At 68.7% G+C, this 15,488-nt stretch carries 19 protein-coding genes; 7 read left to right on the top strand and 12 right to left on the bottom strand.

Features of this window, described 5'->3' with window-relative positions; genetic code table 11:
- Positions 1-8: 8 nt before the first annotated feature.
- From PI246_RS07755 to PI246_RS07740, 4 genes are all read right to left on the bottom strand, one after another.
- On the bottom strand, positions 9-539 hold the full coding sequence (locus PI246_RS07755) for a DUF3106 domain-containing protein (protein ID WP_320550710.1): 531 nt from the start codon (positions 537-539) through the stop codon (positions 9-11).
- Positions 540-544: 5 nt separating this feature from the next.
- Positions 545-916 (bottom strand): hypothetical protein, encoded by a 372-nt coding sequence (locus tag PI246_RS07750; RefSeq protein WP_320550709.1) that lies wholly within the window; start codon positions 914-916, stop codon positions 545-547.
- Positions 913-1,536, bottom strand: a complete 624-nt coding sequence (locus tag PI246_RS07745) for an RNA polymerase sigma factor (RefSeq protein WP_320550708.1) — start codon at positions 1,534-1,536, stop codon at positions 913-915. Before PI246_RS07745 ends, PI246_RS07750 begins: the two co-directional genes overlap by 4 nt.
- 84 nt (positions 1,537-1,620) lie before the next feature.
- Positions 1,621-2,064: a hypothetical protein gene (locus tag PI246_RS07740; protein WP_320550707.1), complete on the bottom strand. Its 444-nt coding sequence runs from the start codon at positions 2,062-2,064 to the stop codon at positions 1,621-1,623.
- Between the two features lie 156 nt (positions 2,065-2,220).
- Between PI246_RS07740 and sufT the strand changes: the two genes are divergently transcribed.
- Positions 2,221-2,778 carry a putative Fe-S cluster assembly protein SufT gene (gene sufT, locus PI246_RS07735; RefSeq protein ID WP_320550706.1) on the top strand — a complete coding sequence of 186 codons (558 nt, stop codon included), beginning with the start codon at positions 2,221-2,223 and terminating at the stop codon, positions 2,776-2,778.
- A gap of 30 nt (positions 2,779-2,808) precedes the next feature.
- Here sufT and PI246_RS07730 read toward each other — a convergent pair whose 3' ends face one another.
- On the bottom strand, positions 2,809-3,258 hold the full coding sequence (locus tag PI246_RS07730; RefSeq protein ID WP_320550705.1) for a DUF4279 domain-containing protein: 450 nt from the start codon (positions 3,256-3,258) through the stop codon (positions 2,809-2,811).
- 253 nt (positions 3,259-3,511) lie between these two features.
- Between PI246_RS07730 and PI246_RS07725 the strand changes: the two genes are divergently transcribed.
- Positions 3,512-5,341, top strand: coding sequence for a M4 family metallopeptidase (locus tag PI246_RS07725; protein WP_320550704.1), 1,830 nt, complete (start codon positions 3,512-3,514; stop codon positions 5,339-5,341).
- Positions 5,342-5,868: 527 nt separating this feature from the next.
- Positions 5,869-7,188 (top strand): S8 family peptidase, encoded by a 1,320-nt coding sequence (locus PI246_RS07720; RefSeq protein ID WP_320550703.1) that lies wholly within the window; start codon positions 5,869-5,871, stop codon positions 7,186-7,188.
- Here the strand turns inward: PI246_RS07720 and PI246_RS07715 are convergent.
- The 4 genes from PI246_RS07715 to wrbA form a co-directional block, all read right to left on the bottom strand.
- The gene (locus PI246_RS07715) at positions 7,185-7,673 is read right to left on the bottom strand and encodes an asparaginase domain-containing protein (protein WP_320550702.1); all 489 of its coding nucleotides are present in this window, start codon (positions 7,671-7,673) and stop codon (positions 7,185-7,187) included. The two genes, PI246_RS07720 and PI246_RS07715, sit on opposite strands and share 4 nt — an antisense overlap.
- A 36-nt stretch (positions 7,674-7,709) precedes the next feature.
- Positions 7,710-9,347: an acyl-CoA dehydrogenase family protein gene (locus tag PI246_RS07710; RefSeq protein WP_320550701.1), complete on the bottom strand. Its 1,638-nt coding sequence runs from the start codon at positions 9,345-9,347 to the stop codon at positions 7,710-7,712.
- An 86-nt stretch (positions 9,348-9,433) separates the two neighbouring features.
- Positions 9,434-9,757 carry a DUF2069 domain-containing protein gene (locus PI246_RS07705; RefSeq protein WP_320550700.1) on the bottom strand — a complete coding sequence of 108 codons (324 nt, stop codon included), beginning with the start codon at positions 9,755-9,757 and terminating at the stop codon, positions 9,434-9,436.
- Positions 9,758-9,762: 5 nt separating this feature from the next.
- Positions 9,763-10,365: an NAD(P)H:quinone oxidoreductase gene (gene wrbA, locus PI246_RS07700; protein WP_320550699.1), complete on the bottom strand. Its 603-nt coding sequence runs from the start codon at positions 10,363-10,365 to the stop codon at positions 9,763-9,765.
- A gap of 84 nt (positions 10,366-10,449) precedes the next feature.
- On the opposite strand from wrbA, the gene PI246_RS07695 reads away from it, so the two are divergent.
- The 3 genes from PI246_RS07695 to PI246_RS07685 are packed head-to-tail and all read left to right on the top strand — an operon-like array spanning position 10,450 to position 12,453.
- Positions 10,450-11,718 (top strand): YihY family inner membrane protein, encoded by a 1,269-nt coding sequence (locus tag PI246_RS07695; RefSeq protein WP_320550698.1) that lies wholly within the window; start codon positions 10,450-10,452, stop codon positions 11,716-11,718.
- Positions 11,715-12,182, top strand: a complete 468-nt coding sequence (locus PI246_RS07690) for a TlpA family protein disulfide reductase (RefSeq protein ID WP_320550697.1) — start codon at positions 11,715-11,717, stop codon at positions 12,180-12,182. The genes PI246_RS07695 and PI246_RS07690 overlap by 4 nt, the downstream gene beginning before the upstream one ends.
- A 1-nt stretch (position 12,183) precedes the next feature.
- On the top strand, positions 12,184-12,453 hold the full coding sequence (locus tag PI246_RS07685) for an acylphosphatase (RefSeq protein ID WP_320550696.1): 270 nt from the start codon (positions 12,184-12,186) through the stop codon (positions 12,451-12,453).
- A gap of 6 nt (positions 12,454-12,459) precedes the next feature.
- Here the strand turns inward: PI246_RS07685 and PI246_RS07680 are convergent, their stop codons facing one another.
- The gene (locus PI246_RS07680; RefSeq protein WP_320551211.1) at positions 12,460-12,912 is read right to left on the bottom strand and encodes a copper chaperone PCu(A)C; all 453 of its coding nucleotides are present in this window, start codon (positions 12,910-12,912) and stop codon (positions 12,460-12,462) included.
- A 2-nt stretch (positions 12,913-12,914) separates the two neighbouring features.
- Positions 12,915-13,532, bottom strand: a complete 618-nt coding sequence (locus PI246_RS07675) for an SCO family protein (RefSeq protein WP_320550695.1) — start codon at positions 13,530-13,532, stop codon at positions 12,915-12,917.
- Between the two features lie 57 nt (positions 13,533-13,589).
- Here PI246_RS07675 and PI246_RS07670 point away from each other — a divergent pair, with 57 nt between their 5' ends.
- Positions 13,590-13,973, top strand: coding sequence for a DUF423 domain-containing protein (locus PI246_RS07670; protein WP_320550694.1), 384 nt, complete (start codon positions 13,590-13,592; stop codon positions 13,971-13,973).
- On the opposite strand, the gene PI246_RS07665 is transcribed toward PI246_RS07670, so the two are convergent.
- The gene (locus PI246_RS07665; protein WP_320550693.1) at positions 13,974-15,470 is read right to left on the bottom strand and encodes a transglutaminase-like domain-containing protein; all 1,497 of its coding nucleotides are present in this window, start codon (positions 15,468-15,470) and stop codon (positions 13,974-13,976) included.
- Between the last annotated feature and the right edge of the window lie 18 nt (positions 15,471-15,488).

The following is a 15,488-nucleotide window of genomic DNA, read 5'->3' as shown; positions in this document are numbered from 1 at the left end:
TCCCTGGGTCAACCCCCCGGGGGCGGGGGCGGCGGTACCGCGTCGTTGGGGCCGAGGTTGTCGACCCACTGACGGCGCTGCTCCGGCGTCTGGTCGCGCCACTTGTCCATCAAGGCGCGGCGCTGCTCGGGCGGCAGGTTGCGGAAGCGCTCGAACGCGTCGTGCAGCTTGAGTCGCTGTTCGGGGCTGAGGTCCCTGAACTTCTCCCGGTTGGCGCGGGCCTGGGCGCGCTCCTCGGGGGTCATCTTCTGCCACTGCTCGATGCGCTCGCGGATCTGCGCCCGGCGCTCGGGCGGCAGGCCCCGCCAGCGCTGGGCCTTTTCGAGCATGTGCGACTGGCGCGCGGGCGGAAAGCCGTCCCAGTCGTGGGCCAGCGGCGCCAGGATGTCCTGCTCGTCGGGCGTCAGCTGCTTCCATGGGCGGGGGGGCGGCAACGGCCCCTGTTCGCCCGGCGGAGGCGGACCCGGGTGATCCTGCGCGGTCGCGACCAGCGGTGCCGCGAGGGACAGCATCAGGGCAAGGAGGGCACGGTGGCGCATGCGGATCATGGGCGGGAGGTTCGCGTGTCGTTGTAGGCCAGCCAGCTATAGAACTGGAGGTCCTGGTAGAGGGCCGGATCGGCGCTGTCGGCGTCGGGCGGCAGGTCGTTGGGTTCGGTGTCGACCACGTGTTCGGTCATGCCCGTCGGTGCCGGGGGCGAACCGGCCGGCTGCCAGACCATGAGCGCGGCCAGCGCGATCATGGCGAACGCGCCGGCGGGGAGGACCAGGCGACGGGCCAGCGACTCGCGCGGCGACGCGAGCGCCGTCCGGCGCGCGGCACGCAGGCGGCCGGCGGTGGTGGGGTCGACGTCGCGGCTGGCGCGCAGGTAAAGGTCCCGGGCGCGACGTTCGAGGTGTCGATCGTGCTGGCTCATCGCCATGCCTCCAGTTGATTGCGCAGCGCATGCATCGCGCGCGAAAGGTGGGTCTTCACGCTGCCGTCGGAGCAGCCCATCGCGGCGGCCGTCTCGGCCACGTCGAGGCCTTCCATGATGCGAAGGGTGAACGCCTCGCGCTGGCGCCGCGGCAGCTTCCGAAGCGCCGCGACGATGTCGCCGTAGGCCTGGGAATCCTGCAGCCGGGCGGACGGATCCGGGGCGTCGTCGGCGGGATCCCAGCTGGGCAGTTCGTCGCCATCGTCGTCGCGGCCGCCGCCGAGCCAGCCGACGACGATCGAGCGCACCTTGCGGCGGCGCTGCAGGTCGACGATGCGGCGGCGAAGGATGCCCCAGAACAGCGGTGTCCATTCGGCGGCGGGTTTGTCGCCGTAGTGGCGCACCAGCCGCAGCATGGCGTCCTGCACCGCGTCGAGCGCGTCGTCGCGGTGGCCCAGGTGAAGCTCGGCCATGCGCCAGGCGCGGCGCTCGATGGTGGCCAGGAAGGCATCCATGCTCGCGGGCACGTCGCGGGCATCGTCCAGCGACGCGCTGTCGAGCGCGAGCGAGCCGTTCACGGCATCCTCCGCTTCGTCGTCGTTCGCATCCTCGTGCTCCATACGGCCTCAGGTCACTCCGCTAAACGCGATGGTCGGGCCCCGGTTGACGTCGAGAGGCCGCCGGAATGGTCGGATTTCCGGCATTTATGCACGATGAAGCCGACGCCCGAGCGGCCACGCCGTCAATGCGGCAAGCACCATGCCGGCCGCGTAAAACACCAGTTCGGCGGGCCCCTGGGCGAAGCGCGCCAGGACGAGCAGCATGTCGGTGCCTGCCGTGACGAGCGCCTGGGCGAAGCTCACGCCCATCGTCGCCGAGAGCATCGCGCCCGCCGTGAGGCAGGCCGCGTAAGTCGCGGCCAGGGCCGTGGCCAGCGCCGCCAGCAGGGCGCCCGTCCAACGATCAAAACGCAGCCAGCGCCGCACGGTAACGCCGAGCAGCCATCCCACGGGCAGGGCCAGGGCCGGCAGGGGGCGGGCCGTGAACAGCGTCGGCAGCACCCAGAAGGCGCCGGCGGCGAAACCGAACAGCACGGCGCAGAGCAGGCCGGACAGCAGGTTGAATAGGCGGCGTAGGCGCTCAGGCATGGGGGACCAGGGCTGACACAAAGCGTTCATGATAGCCGGTGGGGCCCTTGAGGCGCGTCGAGGCTGCCCCGACCTTGGGAAAAGACTTAACCGAGCGGCGCCGCGGGCGCATAATCGACGACTTTGCGGCCGCCCGCGGCCCTCCACAGGAACCCCATGAGCGGCTTCAGCCTCAGCAGCGAACCCTTCACCCTGGAACGCGACTGCGCGGCGGTCATGGTGCCGCAGGGCGAAACGGTGACGCTTCCGGCAGGGCAGATCGGCTACATCACCCAGGCGTTGGGCGGCAGTTTCACCGTCTACGTCGAGGGTAACCTGTTCCGCATCGCCGGCCATGACGCCGACGCCCTGGGCAAGGAGCCGCCCCGGCCCATCGAGCTGCCCGACGGCGCCTCGGACGACGACGTCGAGAAGCTGGTGTGGCAGCAGTTGCGCACGTGCTTCGATCCGGAGATCCCCATCAACGTGGTGGAGCTTGGCCTGGTCTACGACGTGAGCCTGGCCGCGGGCGACGACGGCCAGCGCAAGGTGTACGTCAAGATGACGCTGACCGCGCCCGGCTGCGGCATGGGCGACATCCTCGTCGACGACGTCCGCACCAAGCTGGAGATGATTCCCACCGTGCGCGAGGCGGACGTCGATCTGGTGTTCGATCCGCCCTGGAACCATTCCATGATGTCGGACGCGGCCAAGCTCGAAACGGGCATGCTCTGACGCGTCGCCGCGCGAGCGTGTCGAGGCGGTTCAGTCAGGGGTGGCCGTCGTGAAGGTCACGTTCAGCGAGGCGCCGTAGGACGCCATGGCGCCGATCGTCGCGGGGGTGCAGTGCATGGCCGGCAGCCGGCCCGCGTAGACCCGCACGTCCAGGCACATGTGCGCGTCCAGGTCGAGCGCGCGGATCGCCTGAAGGATCTCGTCACGCCGTGCCGCCAGGGCGAGGAGCAGCTCGGCCAGCGCGGTGTCCGCCGAATACGTCGGCCCTTCCGCCAGCGCCAGGCACCATCCATGGGTGCGCCGCGACTGCCCGGTCGCCGGATCGATGTCGCCTTTGTGCCAACTCGTCGCGCCCTCGATCGCCAGTTCGTGGCGAAGCGGATCGAGCAGGTGGCGTTCGGAGGTGAGCCGGAACGACGCGCTCACGCGCGGGGCGTGCAGGCCGACGCCCTCGACGTCGAGGACCGATGCGTCCGTCATGAATCTGAGCCCCCTTCCGGCAAGTTCGCGCCCTGGTTTCGTGCCTAGCATCGCTTTTTTCGCGCATCTAGGGAAATCCCTAGGTAGCCCGGCGCGATTTCTTGCGCTAGGTTCGATGTGGCTTGCGGCGGGGAGGCCGCGAGTCATTAAACACTACGGGCATCGCGCTGCGGCGCGACTTCATAACGATTGGGACTGTGGTCGCCGCGACCGCAACGGACTCGTGCGGCCCTTTCCGTGGAGGAGCAACGTCATGGCAAGTCATTTCCGCTTGAAACTCCTGGCCGCATCCCTGGCCATCGCGGCCACCTCGGTCGCGTCGGCGGCCACCGAACAGGCCCTGCGCGCGCAGAGCCTGGGCAACGTGCCGGTGGCGCAGTTGAGCACGCATTTGGGCCTGTCGGCCGACAACGGCTTCGTGGCCAAGGTCTCCGCGCCCACGGCGCACGGCACCACCACGGTGCGCCTGCAGCAGACCTACAAGGGCGTACCGGTGTTCGGCCACACCATCGCCGTCGAACAGGATGCCCAGGGCAATGCCCTCGTCGCGAACGGCGTGGTCTCCTCCGATCTCCAGGTGGACATCGCCTCGGTCACGCCGCGCCTGGACCAGGCCAAGGCCGTGGCCTTGCTCGCCAAGCAGTCGAGCTCGTTCGTCGCCGGCCTGGCCAAGCCGGAGAATCCGCAGGCCGATCTTTACGTCTACCCGCAGGAAAGCGCGCCGGCACGGCTCGTCTACCTGACGTCGTTCTTCTCCGGCGGCGATCACCCGAGTCGTCCCACCGCGATCATCGACGCCAACACGGGTGAGATCGTCGACCAGTGGGATGGCCTCGCCTACGCGAACGCCCAGGGTCCCGGCGGCAACCAGAAGACCGGCCAGTACAACTGGAACGGCAGTTCGGCGACGCGTCCGTACCTCAACGTGACCAAGTCGGGCAGCACCTGCACGATGCAGAACACCAACGTGCGCACCTACAACATGAACAAGGCGACCTCGGGCAGCGGCACGCTGTGGTCGTTCTCGTGCCCGAACAGTTCCGATCCGGTCGGCACCTCCAGCGGCGACGCCGTCAATGGTGCCTACGGCCCGATCAACGACGCCCACCACTTCGGTGGCGTGGTGCACGACATGTACCAGTCGTACATGGGCGCGCCGCCGCTGAACCAGGTGCTGATCATGAAGGTGCACTACGGCAGCAGCTACGAAAACGCTTTCTGGGATGGCACCTCGATGACGTTCGGCGACGGCGCGAGCACGTTCTATCCGCTCGTGGCGCTCGACGTGACGTCGCACGAAATCAGCCACGGCTATACCGAGCAGCACTCGAACCTGACCTACAGCGGCCAGTCCGGCGGTATGAACGAGGCGTTCTCGGACATGGCCGGCGAAGCGGCGGAGTACTACGACCGCGCCGGACAGAACGATTTCCTCGTCGGTTCGGAGATCTTCAAGGGCAATGGCGCGCTGCGTTACATGGCCAATCCGACCCAGGACGGCCGCTCGATCGACAACGCCGCCAACTACACGAGCAGCCTCGACGTGCATTACTCGTCGGGTGTGTACAACAAGGCGTTCTACCTGCTCGCCACCAAGAGCGGCTGGAACACCCAGAAGGCGTTCCAGGCGTTCGCCCGTGCCAACGCGCTCTACTGGCAGGCCAACTCCACGTTCAACAGCGGTGCCTGCGGCGTCGCGACGGCGGCGACCGATCTCGGCTACAGCGCGGCCGACGTCGTCTCGGCGTTCAGCGGCGTGGGCGTGAGCTGCTCGGGCGGCAGCGGCGGCACGGTGCTGCTCAACCAGACGGGGCTTTCGGGCGCCAGCGGCAGCACGCAGAACTTCACCGTCTCGGCCGCGGCCAACAAGACCCTCACCGTGACGATGAGCGGTGGCACCGGTGACGCCGACCTTTACGTGCGCAAAGGCTCCGCGCCGACCACCTCGGCCTACGACTGCCGTCCCTACCAGACCGGCAACAACGAGACCTGCACCATCAACGTCGGCACGGCGGGCACGTACTACGTGCAGGTGCGCGGCTACTCGTCGTATTCGGGCGTGAGCCTGAAGGTCACGCAGTAAGTTCCACGGCGTGTGCATGGCAGCCCGGGCGGCAAACGCCCGGGCTTTTTTTTGTTCTTCACGGATTCGTGGGGCCCATCCCGGCGATCGACCTATCGCCAGGTGGATGGTTCGATCACGCGAGTCGTGGTGGTCTTGGTGGTCGGGTCGCGCCAGAGCGCGTTGCACGTGGGCGGTGTCGCAGGGAGACCTTGGTGTCCAACCTCGTGCTCGGGCAGTCCTCCGCGTTCGACAACGACGCCCGCTGACGTGGCCCATGTATTTCATTGGCCTTCGGCCGCTTCCTTGTGCGGAACTCGCCTCGAGGGTGGACACCGAAGGCTCTGGCCTCAAAGCATCAAGGCCCCACGATCTCATCGTCCGCGCCGACGGCGACGCCCGTATCCACACAGCATCCGTCATTTCCGTCAATCATTTTTTGCAGCGCCGTCCGACGCGGATCGTCGGACGGCGCGGCTACCGATACCGGGCGTCGCTTCCTAACGTGCTTCGACCCGCGGCATCGCCGCGCCATCGAAGACCCTTGCATGCGTCGTTTCATTACGTTGCCGATCACCCTCGGCGTGTTCCTTTGTGCCACGACCGCCGAAGCCACCACCCGTTACATCGTTCGTCTTTCCCGCGGCGTTACCGGGGTTCACGGCACGTCGGTGCCCCTGACCATGCCGTCATCCGCCCGTATCGTGCGCACCCTCGGCACGGGCGACCTGCTCGTCGAGCTGGATTCCGCCGATCCAGCCGTCCTGGCGGCCCTTCCCGGCGTGACCGGTGTCGAACCGGACCAGCGCCTTCAGATCGCTTCGGTGTCGGATCCGCTCTGGCCGCGCCAGTGGAACATGCACGACCCACGCTACGGGACGGACGTCGAGGTCGCATGGGCCTACACGCGAGGTGCCGGTGCCGTGGTTGCCATCCTCGATACCGGCCTGGCTCCGCACAGCGAGTTCGACGGCCGGGTGCTGCCGGGATACGACTTCGTCAGCGACGCCGACACCGCCCGTGACGGCGACGAGCGCGACGGCGATCCCACCGATGAAGGCGACTGGGTCGACCCTGGCGAATGCGGGGCAAGGCCAGCGCGGCCCTCGTCGTGGCACGGTACGCACGTCGCGGGGCTTGCCGTGGCGGGCGCCGGCAACGGCAAGGGCATCGTCGGCGTCGCGCCGGAGGCGATGCTGCTCCCGGTGCGCGTGATCGGCCGGTGCGGGGCGTGGGACTCCGACGTCATCGACGCGATCGTCTGGGCGTCGGGTGGTACGGTGGCTGGTGTTCCGCCGCCGGATCGCCGCGCGGACGTGATCAACCTCAGCCTTGGCGGGCTCTCGATATGCAGCGCCGCCATGGCCGACGCGATCGCCGGCGCACGGGCTCGCGGCACGGCGGTGGTCGCCGCGGCCGGCAACCTGGGCATCAAGGCGTCCTCCATGTCTCCCGCCAACTGTCCGGGCGTGATCGCCGTCGGTGCGCTGGCGCGCGACGGCGCTCAGGCCGCCTATTCCAACCATGGGGACGGGCTGACGTTATCCGCGCCGGGTGGCTCCGGGCGGGGCGTCGACGCGGACGATATCCTCTCCAGCATCGATGCGGGCCGGCGGGGTCGCGAGCGCGAGGTGTTCGGTTACTCCGCTGGCACGTCGATGGCCGCGCCCCAGGTTGCCGGGCTCGTGGCCCTGATGCGTTCGGCCGACCCGGACATCGACGTCGACGAGATCACCCGTCAGCTCGTGGACAACGCACGACCCGTGCAGGGGCGCTGTCCGAAAGGGTGCGGCGCCGGCGTGATGGACGCAGGCGCCACCGTGGATGCCGTGGTCGACGAACTGACCCGCCGCAACGAGGTGCGTTAGGAGAGCGCTTCGAAGCGATTTGCGTCCCGATTCTTGCGAACGGCGGACGGATGCCACACGCGGCCATTCATGGCGATGTACACGCCGTCGGCGAGGGTCTGCACCGCGCCGACGGCGCAGCCGATGTTGAACACGGCGTCCGATCCGTGGAACCGAGCCGGGTTGAGCGCGCCGGTGAGTACGATCACCTTGCCGGCGATGCCGTCGAGCACGCGGGCGGTGTCCACCATGGTGTCGGTGCCGTGCGTCACCAGCACATGACGATGCGGCTGCGCCTCGATGGTGCTGCGGATCAGCGCGCGGTCGTCGTCGGTGACGTGGAGGCTGTCCTTGCGCAGGATGGGGATGACGTCGAAACGGAACGCTACCCCAAGCTGCTCGAGGATCTCGCCGATCTGCGGCGCGCCGATCTGGTAGTCCGACTTGTCGTCGAAGTAGACCTTGTCGATCGTGCCGCCGGTGGTGACGATGGTGAGGTTCTGCATGGGCGATCCGGTAGGGGGCGTAACGGGGGCGCCATTCTAACCGACGCCCAGCAGCGCGTCGTCGTCGCCCTCGGGCAGGCGCAGGCGATCCAGCCCGCGGGCAAGGAAGCGGCGGCACGCCGCGGTGGGACGCGGATCACCGCTGGCCTCGGCCCAACCGGCGGCCCGCACGAGCAGGGCCGCGGCCATCGTGCGCGCCAAGGTGAACGCGATGCCCCGGGCGGCGGCCTCCAGCGTCGTGCGGTCGGCCGACAGTTCGCCCAGCAGCGCTTCGGTCGCATCGAGCGCGGCGACGATCGCCGGGCGTTCCTTTGCGTTGGCCGGTAAGAGGGCGTCCAGTTCGGTCCGCAGCGGATCCACCCCGGTGGTGCCGAGCGCCCGCAGCATGTCGAGCGACAGCACATTGGTCGTGCCTTCCCAGATCGCGTAGACCTGCGCGTCACGCAACAACTGCGGCAGGCCGGTGTCTTCGATATAGCCCGCGCCGCCAAAGCACTCCAGCGCCTCGGATGTGACGCGTATCGACGCCTTCGCCGTCCACAGCTTGGCCAACGGGGTGAGCAGCCGCAACAGGGCGGCCTCGTGTGCCGTTGCGTCGCCCTGCTCGACGCGACCCAGCAGGCCGGCGACGTGAAAGGTGAGGGAGAACGCTCCCTCGAACTCCGCCTGCAGGTCGGCCAGGGTGCGCTGGTGCAGCGGCTGATCGATAAGGCGGGCGCCGAACGCGTGTCGCCGGGTGGCGTAGTCGCGCGCCAGGGCGATGGCCCGGGCCATGCTCGCCACGGCGCAGACGGCGTTCCAGGTGCGCGTGATGTTGAGCATCGGCGCGACCTGACGCACGCCATGGGCCAGTTCGCCCAGAGGGGTGGCGGGCAGGCCGTCGAGGTGGATCTCGGCCGTGGGCAGTTCGTGCGTGCCCAGCTTCTTTTTCAACCGGTCGATGGTCACGCCCTGCCAGCGCCCGTGCGCGTCCTTGGTCTCCACGTAGAACAGGGCGAGCGCGGCCGTGCCCGGGCCAGCGCCCTCGGGGCGGGCCAGGGCAAGCGCCGCTTCGCCGACCACCGCCGAACTGAACCACTTTCGTCCATAAAGGCGCCACGCACCGTCGTCGCCGCGACGGGCGACGGTTTCCGTGCGCCCCACGTCGGAGCCGCCGGGCGTTTCGGTCATCCATTGGCCCGACAGCCAGAAGGTGGCGGCGTCACGGCTCAGGAAACGGGGCAGCGCCCGTGCCATGAGCGCGGCGTTGCCGGATGCCCGGATCGCCGTGGCCGCGCCGTCGGTCATGGCCAGCGGGCAGCAATAGAACTCGCTGGCGAGGTGATAGAGGTAAACCCGGGCGAACTGGGCCGTGCGGGCAAACGGCGAGGCGTCGTGACCGGCCGCCAGGACGGCGTGCCGGGTGGTGACGTGCGGACCGTCTTCCCAGGCGGGGGTCAGCGCGATGCGGTCGACCCGGTCGCCCCAGGCATCCCACGAGGTCAGCACCGGCTCCATGCGCGGCGTACGCAGGCGCCGCTCCCAGGAGGCGACCGCGTAATCGCCCAGGGCGACGAGATCCGGCATGGCGGCGGCGACGTGGTCGCCCGGAAGGACGTTCGCCAGCCACGCGCCGAGTACGCGATCGGTGTGGAGTGGGTGCGCCAGTTGCGGCGCCTCCTGCAGGAATCCCATGGACGGTCTCGGTTTCGACGAGGTTTCCTAGCGTGCACCCATCGACCGGACAGGTCGAGACGCTGCGCAACATGTCGTGCGGATGCTCAACCTGCCCGGGGTTTGCGCACGCTCGCGCCCAGCGAGCCGATCAACAGCAGGGTGCAGACGATTTCGAGCCACGCCAGCCAGCGATCGCCGGTGGAACTCCATGCTTCGGCGACGCCGTGGCAGAAGTAGAACAGCGACAGGATGCCGACCCACAGCAGCGTGCGGCTGATGCGGGGCAGCGAGAGCAGGGGAAGCAGCAGCGGCGGTACGGTGAGGGCGAAGGCGACCCAGCGCGGGATGGAGACGGGTGCGTAGAGCGAATACCACAACACCTGCACCGCCAGCAGCGCCGCCCACGCGGCGATGCCGGTCCTCTGCATCGCGCTCACGCCGGGGTGCCGAGGCGGCGGGCCACGTCGGCGAGCCGTTTGCCGAGGGCGCGGGTCAGCTCGCGCTCGTGCTCGGTGATCGGCTGGTCGCCGCGGTGCCCGGTGACGTGGCTGGCGCCATACGGGGTGCCCCCGCTGGTGGTGATGCTGAGGGCGGGTTCGGTGAACGGAATGCCTACCAGGAGCATGCCGTGGTGGAGCAGGGGCAGCGCCATCGTCAGCAGGGTGGATTCCTGTCCCCCGTGCATCGAACTGGTGGAGGTGAACAGCGCCGCGGGTTTGCCTGCCAACGCGCCGGAGGCCCATTCGGCACCGGTGGTATCGAGGAAATATTTCAGCGGGGCGGCCATGTTGCCGAAGCGGGTGGGGCTGCCCAGGGCCAGGCCCACGCATTCGACCAGGTCGGCCCGGGACACATAGGGCGCGCCTTCGTCCGGTTCCGGCGGGGCGGCGGTTTCGGTCACCGGCGCCACGGGCGGCACCTGGCGCAACCGTGCGCGCATCCCGGGCACCTCCTCGATGCCGCGCGCGATGAGGCGGGCCAGCTGGGCCGTGTGGCCGTTGCGGCTGTAGTAGAGTACGAGAACGTCGTGGGACATGGAGGACCGCCGTATGCGAATGGCGCGTCAAGTCTCGCAGAACTACCTCGTGTTCCCAATCGTCCGGGAAAAAAGAAGGATGCCATGCCCCTGCGCTTCGACCGCGACCGCGCCCTGAGCTTCACCCGCTTCACCTGGCAACGCTTCGTCGACGACAAGTGCTTCGAGACCGCCGGCGCGCTGTCGTACACGACCCTGGTCTCGCTGGTGCCGCTCACCGTGGCGGTGTTCGCGATCCTTTCCGCGTTTCCCGTGTTCGCCGAGTGGCGCGGCAGCCTGGCGAACTACGCGTTCCAGAACTTCGTGCCGGCCACCGGCGCGAAGATCCAGGAATACATGCTCGCGTTCGCCGACAAGGCCAGCCAGCTCACGGGCATCTCGATCCTCGTCATGCTGTTCAGCGCCGTGTCGATGATGATCAGCATCGAGGATCGCCTGAACCGCATCTGGCGTGTGCGAAAGGCGCGCGGCTGGACCTCCCGCCTGCTGCTCTACTGGGCGGCGCTCACGTTGGGCCCGATCCTCGTCGTCGGCGGCCTGGTGGTGTCGTCCTACCTCACCGCGCTGCCGATGCTACAGCAGGCCGCCAACCAGATCGTCACGGGCTTCGGGTTGCTCAACGCGCTGCCGTTCGTCATTACCTTCGTGACCCTGGTGCTGATGTACACGATGGTGCCCAACCGTCGGGTGTCCTGGCGCCATGCGGCCATCGGCGCCTTGCTGGGCGCGATCCTCTTCGAGTTCGCCCGATGGGGATTCACCCAGTTCATCCGCCGCTCGCCGAACTACGAAGAGATCTATGGCGCGCTCGCCGCGATTCCGATCTTCCTCCTGTGGATCTACCTCTCCTGGATCATCGTGATACTCGGCGCGTCCATCGCCGCGTCGATTTCCGCCTTCGATTACGTCAAGCCGCACGACGCGCTGCCGGAGGGCGCCGAGTTCATCGGCCTGCTCGTGGTGCTGCGCCATTTCGTCGAGGCACAGCGCGCGGGCGGCGGCGTCGATCCGGCGGCCGTCCGCCTGGCCGAGCCTTACCTGCCGTCGAAGGACATCGCGACCTATTTCGAAAACCTGCAGAAGGCCGACATGATCCAGCGCGGCGAAACCGGCTGGTTGCTCAGCCGCAGCCTGGACACCACCGAACTGCTGCGACTCTACCGCTGCACGCACTATCGCCTGCCGTTGCGTCCGCGCGAGCAGGTCGAGCGGCTCGGCATCGACCTTCCGGACGACCTTCTGGCGCAGCTCGACCGCCTGGCCGAAGCCCTTGACGCGACGCTGGGCGCACGGCTGGATACACTTTTTCCCCCTCCCCATCCGCGCTTGCCCGCCGAGGATTCCCCCGCATGATCTCGCGCCTGCTGTTCGCCGTTTCCCTGGCCGTCGCCGCGCTGCCCGCCGTGGCATCCGACACCATGCCGGCATTGAAAGTCACGACCGTCGACGGCAAGCCGTTCGATCTCGCCGCGCAGCGCGGCAAGTGGGTCATCGTGAACTACTGGGCCACCTGGTGCGCGCCGTGCATCAAGGAAATGCCCGACATCTCGGCCTTCGTGAGTTCACGCAAGGACGTCACGGCCATCGGCCTCGCGTTCGAGGATACCGATCCGAAGGAGGTCAAGGCCTTCCTTGCCAAGCACGCGGTGGCCTACCCGATCGCGCAGCTGGATCCCACCGAACCGCCGAAGGATTTCGGCGAGCCGAAGGGCCTGCCGACCACCTTCCTGATCGCGCCCGACGGTCACCTCGCCAAGCGTTTCGTGGGGGGCGTGGACGGCAAGAAGCTGGGCGACGCGATCGCCGCGGGTAAATGACATGAAGGCCGCGCGCTTCATCGTCAGGGGGCGGGTACAGGGCGTGTTTTTTCGCGCTTCGACTCGCGAGCAGGCGGTATCTCTGAACATCACCGGTCACGCGCGCAACCTGCTCGACGGCAGCGTCGAGGTGCTGGCCTACGGCGACGCCGCCGACCTGGACATCCTCGAAGCCTGGTTGCACGACGGTCCGCCGCAGGCCACGGTCGACGAGCTTTTTCGCGAGGAGATCGGAGCGCACGACGCGCCCGGTGATTTCCTCGTCAAGTGACCCGCGTCAGTCCGCGGGTCCCGTCGCATTGGCCGGCCGGGCCAGCAATGTCGCTGGCACCGTTTCGCCGTCGGAAAGGCGGAACGTTACCGTGATCGTATCGCCCGGCTTCACCGGGTGCCGGGGTTGCATCAGCATCACGTGGTAGCCGCCGGGCGAGAAGGCCACCTTGCCGTTCGCCGGCAGAGGCACGCTGTCGACCATCTCCATGCGCCCCATGCCGCCTTCCGTGCTGCTGCGATGGATCATCGCGTCTGCGTAGTCGGCGCTGTGCGCGGAAACGATGGACAACGCCCGGTCGGAGGTGTTTTCGAAAGTGACGTAACCGCCTGCGGGCAGTGCGCCGGGCAACACCCGGAGCCAGCCGTCGGCGGTCTTCACGTGGGGGGTGTCCGCCGCGTGCGTCGCACCGGTGGCCAGGAGCAGGGCGAGGGCGAGGGCGAGGGCGAGCGAGCGCATCGTCACGGCGTTTTCTCCAGCGAGGTAAGCAGGGCGAGGTCGTGGACGATGTCGTCCTGCGAGGCCGACGGGGTGGCCAGCAGGCGCGCCTTGCCCTGCGCGTCGAACACGTAGATGGCCGAGCTGTGGCTCACGTCGTATTGCCCGTCGCCGCGGTCGGGTTCGCGGGTGAACGCCGAGCGATAGCGCTTGGCGAGGGTTTCCAGTTCGCCATCGGTGCCGCTCAGGCCCACGGCGCGTTTGTCGAAGGCGGTGACGTAGTCGTGCATCACGGCGGGCGTGTCCCGTTTCGGATCGACGCTCACGAAGAGGATGCGCACCTTGTCCGCCGCGGGTCCCATCCGGTCGAGCACGACGTGCAGGTGGGTAAGGGTGAGCGGGCAGACGTCAGGACAATGCGTGTAGCCGAAATAGAGCACCGCCACCTTGCCTTTGTAGTCGGCGCCGGTGACGGCCTTGCCGTGGTCGTCGACAAGGTGGAAGTCGAGGTCGGGCAGGTGCCCGGACACGTCGTTGAGCCGCCAGTCCGGTTGGGGCTCGCGCTGGCAGGCGGCCAGGCAGGCCGCGGCGACGAGGGCGAACAGCGCCAGCGTCACCCGGCGGAAAAAGAACGGCTTCATGCGACACTCCGCGTGATATCCACCAAAGCATACGCCCAACGGCGAGGATCCTTCCCGATGCGACAACGTGTCTCCCGCGCCACCGCCATGCTTGTCGCCGCCGCCGGTCTGTCGGCGGTCGCCCTGGGCGCGTTCGGCGCCCACGCGTTGCGCGGCACGATAGGCGTGGATGCGCTGTCGACGTGGCATATCGGGGTCGAGTACCACTTCTGGCATGCGCTCGCGCTGTTCGGTGCCGCCGCGGGACTGGCGCAGGGCGCGTGGCGACGCGCGGCACTGGCGCTCTTCCCGGTCGGCATCGTGCTGTTTTCCGGCAGTCTTTACGCGCTCGCCTTGGGCGCGCCCCGCTGGACCGGCGCGATCACCCCGCTGGGCGGCGTGTGTTTCATCGCCGGTTGGGTGGCGGTGGGGATGTCGCTTCTACGCGACGCGGAAGGCTGATCAGCGGCCGCCGCCGGCACCGGCCGCCCCGACGAAACCGCCTTCGGCCGACGCCGGAAGATCGACGATGCTCGAGGACGGCACCGCCTGGTCGACGCGGATGTGTCCCAGCGTCGTCATGGTCGCGAAGAATCGCCAGGGATCGCCGTTGCCGCTGCCCAGGGCGATGTGGGTCGAATCGAACCGACGCTGCGCGGAGTCGAAGCTGATCCAGCGCCCGTCGATGAAGGCCTGCGACCAGGCGTGCGGTACGAACACGCGCGATGCGCCGCCCAGGCGTTCGACGTAAACCACGCCGGTCACGACCCGGGCAGGGATGCCCAGCGACCGTGCCAGCGCGGTCAGCAGCACGGCGTGTTCCGTGCAGTCGCCAGCGCGCGTGTCGAGCGTCTCCAGCGCCGACGCATAGCCGATATCCAGCCCCTTGCGATCGATGAAGTCCGATACCCAGGCGCGCAGCCGACGCATGCGCTGGAGATCGCTGTGCGCGTCGCCGGCGATCGAACGCGCGAGCTCGCCGATACGCGGCGAGTCGGCCTGCAACCACGGACTGGGCGCGGTGTCGTCTGCCGCGGGCGCGGTCTCCTTGCCGCGTCGCGCGAATCCTACGTCGATCACGTAGACCCCGTCGCCCAGCGAGGTGACGTGTTGTTCGTCCGTCTCGATGAAGGGATGCGGCGTGCCACCCGCGACCCTGACGGTGTAGCGCATGGGTTGCACGCGAAAGTTCGGCGTCAGGGGGCGCGGCGCGTCGATCATCGCGGCCCGAAGCACGTCGACGTCCTGGTCCGGGGCCGTGGCGCAGGCCTCGCTGCACGAGATCATCTCAAGCCGGAAACCCAGCAGCGGCGAGATGCTCCGGCGGATCGCCCCCTCGTCGTCCACCCACACGTCCACCGGCGCGGCGCCGGGGACGCCGGGAAGGGACTGGCGCAGGTGGTGGAGCGTTTCACGCGTGCCGTCGGGCATGACCAGGGTGTCGTTGCCCACCACGTCGACCTTCACGTCGGCGACCTGCTGTTTCACGACGTCGAAGTTACGTACCGGGTAGGTGGTGCCTGCAACGAAGCCGCGCGCCACGGCGATCAGGCGCTGGCCCTCGACGAGCGACGCGCCGGTCGGCCAGATAAGCAGCCCCACGGTCGACTGTCCGCCGACGGTGCGGGTCACCTGGAACGCTCCTTCGGGCCGCGCCCGGCCCTCGACCCGGTTCTCCAGCGCCGACATGTTGCCGCTCGCATCGAAGGCCAGCGGCGCACCATCGCGCGATTCCACCGCCGTGACCGAGCTTCGCAGCAGCAGCGGACTGTTCGCCCGGGTGAGGCGCAGGTCCAGAGCCTGGGTCGTGGTGACGGCGCCGCCGTCCGCGTCCCGGTCGATGCGCAGGGTGCCGACCTTGCGCCCATCGAGCAGGACGGTCATCCAACGGCGCTCGGCCGACGCGGGCGCGACGAGGAGACACCACAGCGCGGCAAGAACGGCCAGGCGACATCGCATGAGCGTGGGCCCGTACGA

This window comes from Luteibacter sahnii, from assembly GCF_034063545.1.
GTDB lineage: Bacteria > Pseudomonadota > Gammaproteobacteria > Xanthomonadales > Rhodanobacteraceae > Luteibacter > Luteibacter sahnii.
Note: the sequence above shows the minus strand (reverse complement) of the source record. Positions and strands in the feature narration are given on the sequence as shown.

Coding starts and splice junctions, on each gene's coding strand:
- PI246_RS07745 (WP_320550708.1), bottom strand. CDS start 1,536: ATGGAGCACGAGGATGCGAACGACGACGAAGCGGAGGATGCCGTGAAC.
- PI246_RS07705 (WP_320550700.1), bottom strand. CDS start 9,757: ATGCAGAGGACCGGCATCGCCGCGTGGGCGGCGCTGCTGGCGGTGCAG.
- PI246_RS07690 (WP_320550697.1), top strand. CDS start 11,715: ATGATCTCGCGCCTGCTGTTCGCCGTTTCCCTGGCCGTCGCCGCGCTG.
- PI246_RS07665 (WP_320550693.1), bottom strand. CDS start 15,470: ATGCGATGTCGCCTGGCCGTTCTTGCCGCGCTGTGGTGTCTCCTCGTC.
- PI246_RS07725 (WP_320550704.1), top strand. CDS start 3,512: ATGGCAAGTCATTTCCGCTTGAAACTCCTGGCCGCATCCCTGGCCATC.
- PI246_RS07670 (WP_320550694.1), top strand. CDS start 13,590: ATGCGACAACGTGTCTCCCGCGCCACCGCCATGCTTGTCGCCGCCGCC.
- PI246_RS07730 (WP_320550705.1), bottom strand. CDS start 3,258: ATGACGGACGCATCGGTCCTCGACGTCGAGGGCGTCGGCCTGCACGCC.
- PI246_RS07680 (WP_320551211.1), bottom strand. CDS start 12,912: ATGCGCTCGCTCGCCCTCGCCCTCGCCCTCGCCCTGCTCCTGGCCACC.
- PI246_RS07755 (WP_320550710.1), bottom strand. CDS start 539: ATGCGCCACCGTGCCCTCCTTGCCCTGATGCTGTCCCTCGCGGCACCG.
- PI246_RS07750 (WP_320550709.1), bottom strand. CDS start 916: ATGAGCCAGCACGATCGACACCTCGAACGTCGCGCCCGGGACCTTTAC.
- PI246_RS07685 (WP_320550696.1), top strand. CDS start 12,184: ATGAAGGCCGCGCGCTTCATCGTCAGGGGGCGGGTACAGGGCGTGTTT.
- PI246_RS07715 (WP_320550702.1), bottom strand. CDS start 7,673: ATGCAGAACCTCACCATCGTCACCACCGGCGGCACGATCGACAAGGTC.
- PI246_RS07695 (WP_320550698.1), top strand. CDS start 10,450: ATGCCCCTGCGCTTCGACCGCGACCGCGCCCTGAGCTTCACCCGCTTC.
- PI246_RS07720 (WP_320550703.1), top strand. CDS start 5,869: ATGCGTCGTTTCATTACGTTGCCGATCACCCTCGGCGTGTTCCTTTGT.
- wrbA (WP_320550699.1), bottom strand. CDS start 10,365: ATGTCCCACGACGTTCTCGTACTCTACTACAGCCGCAACGGCCACACG.
- PI246_RS07675 (WP_320550695.1), bottom strand. CDS start 13,532: ATGAAGCCGTTCTTTTTCCGCCGGGTGACGCTGGCGCTGTTCGCCCTC.
- sufT (WP_320550706.1), top strand. CDS start 2,221: ATGAGCGGCTTCAGCCTCAGCAGCGAACCCTTCACCCTGGAACGCGAC.
- PI246_RS07710 (WP_320550701.1), bottom strand. CDS start 9,347: ATGGGATTCCTGCAGGAGGCGCCGCAACTGGCGCACCCACTCCACACC.
- PI246_RS07740 (WP_320550707.1), bottom strand. CDS start 2,064: ATGCCTGAGCGCCTACGCCGCCTATTCAACCTGCTGTCCGGCCTGCTC.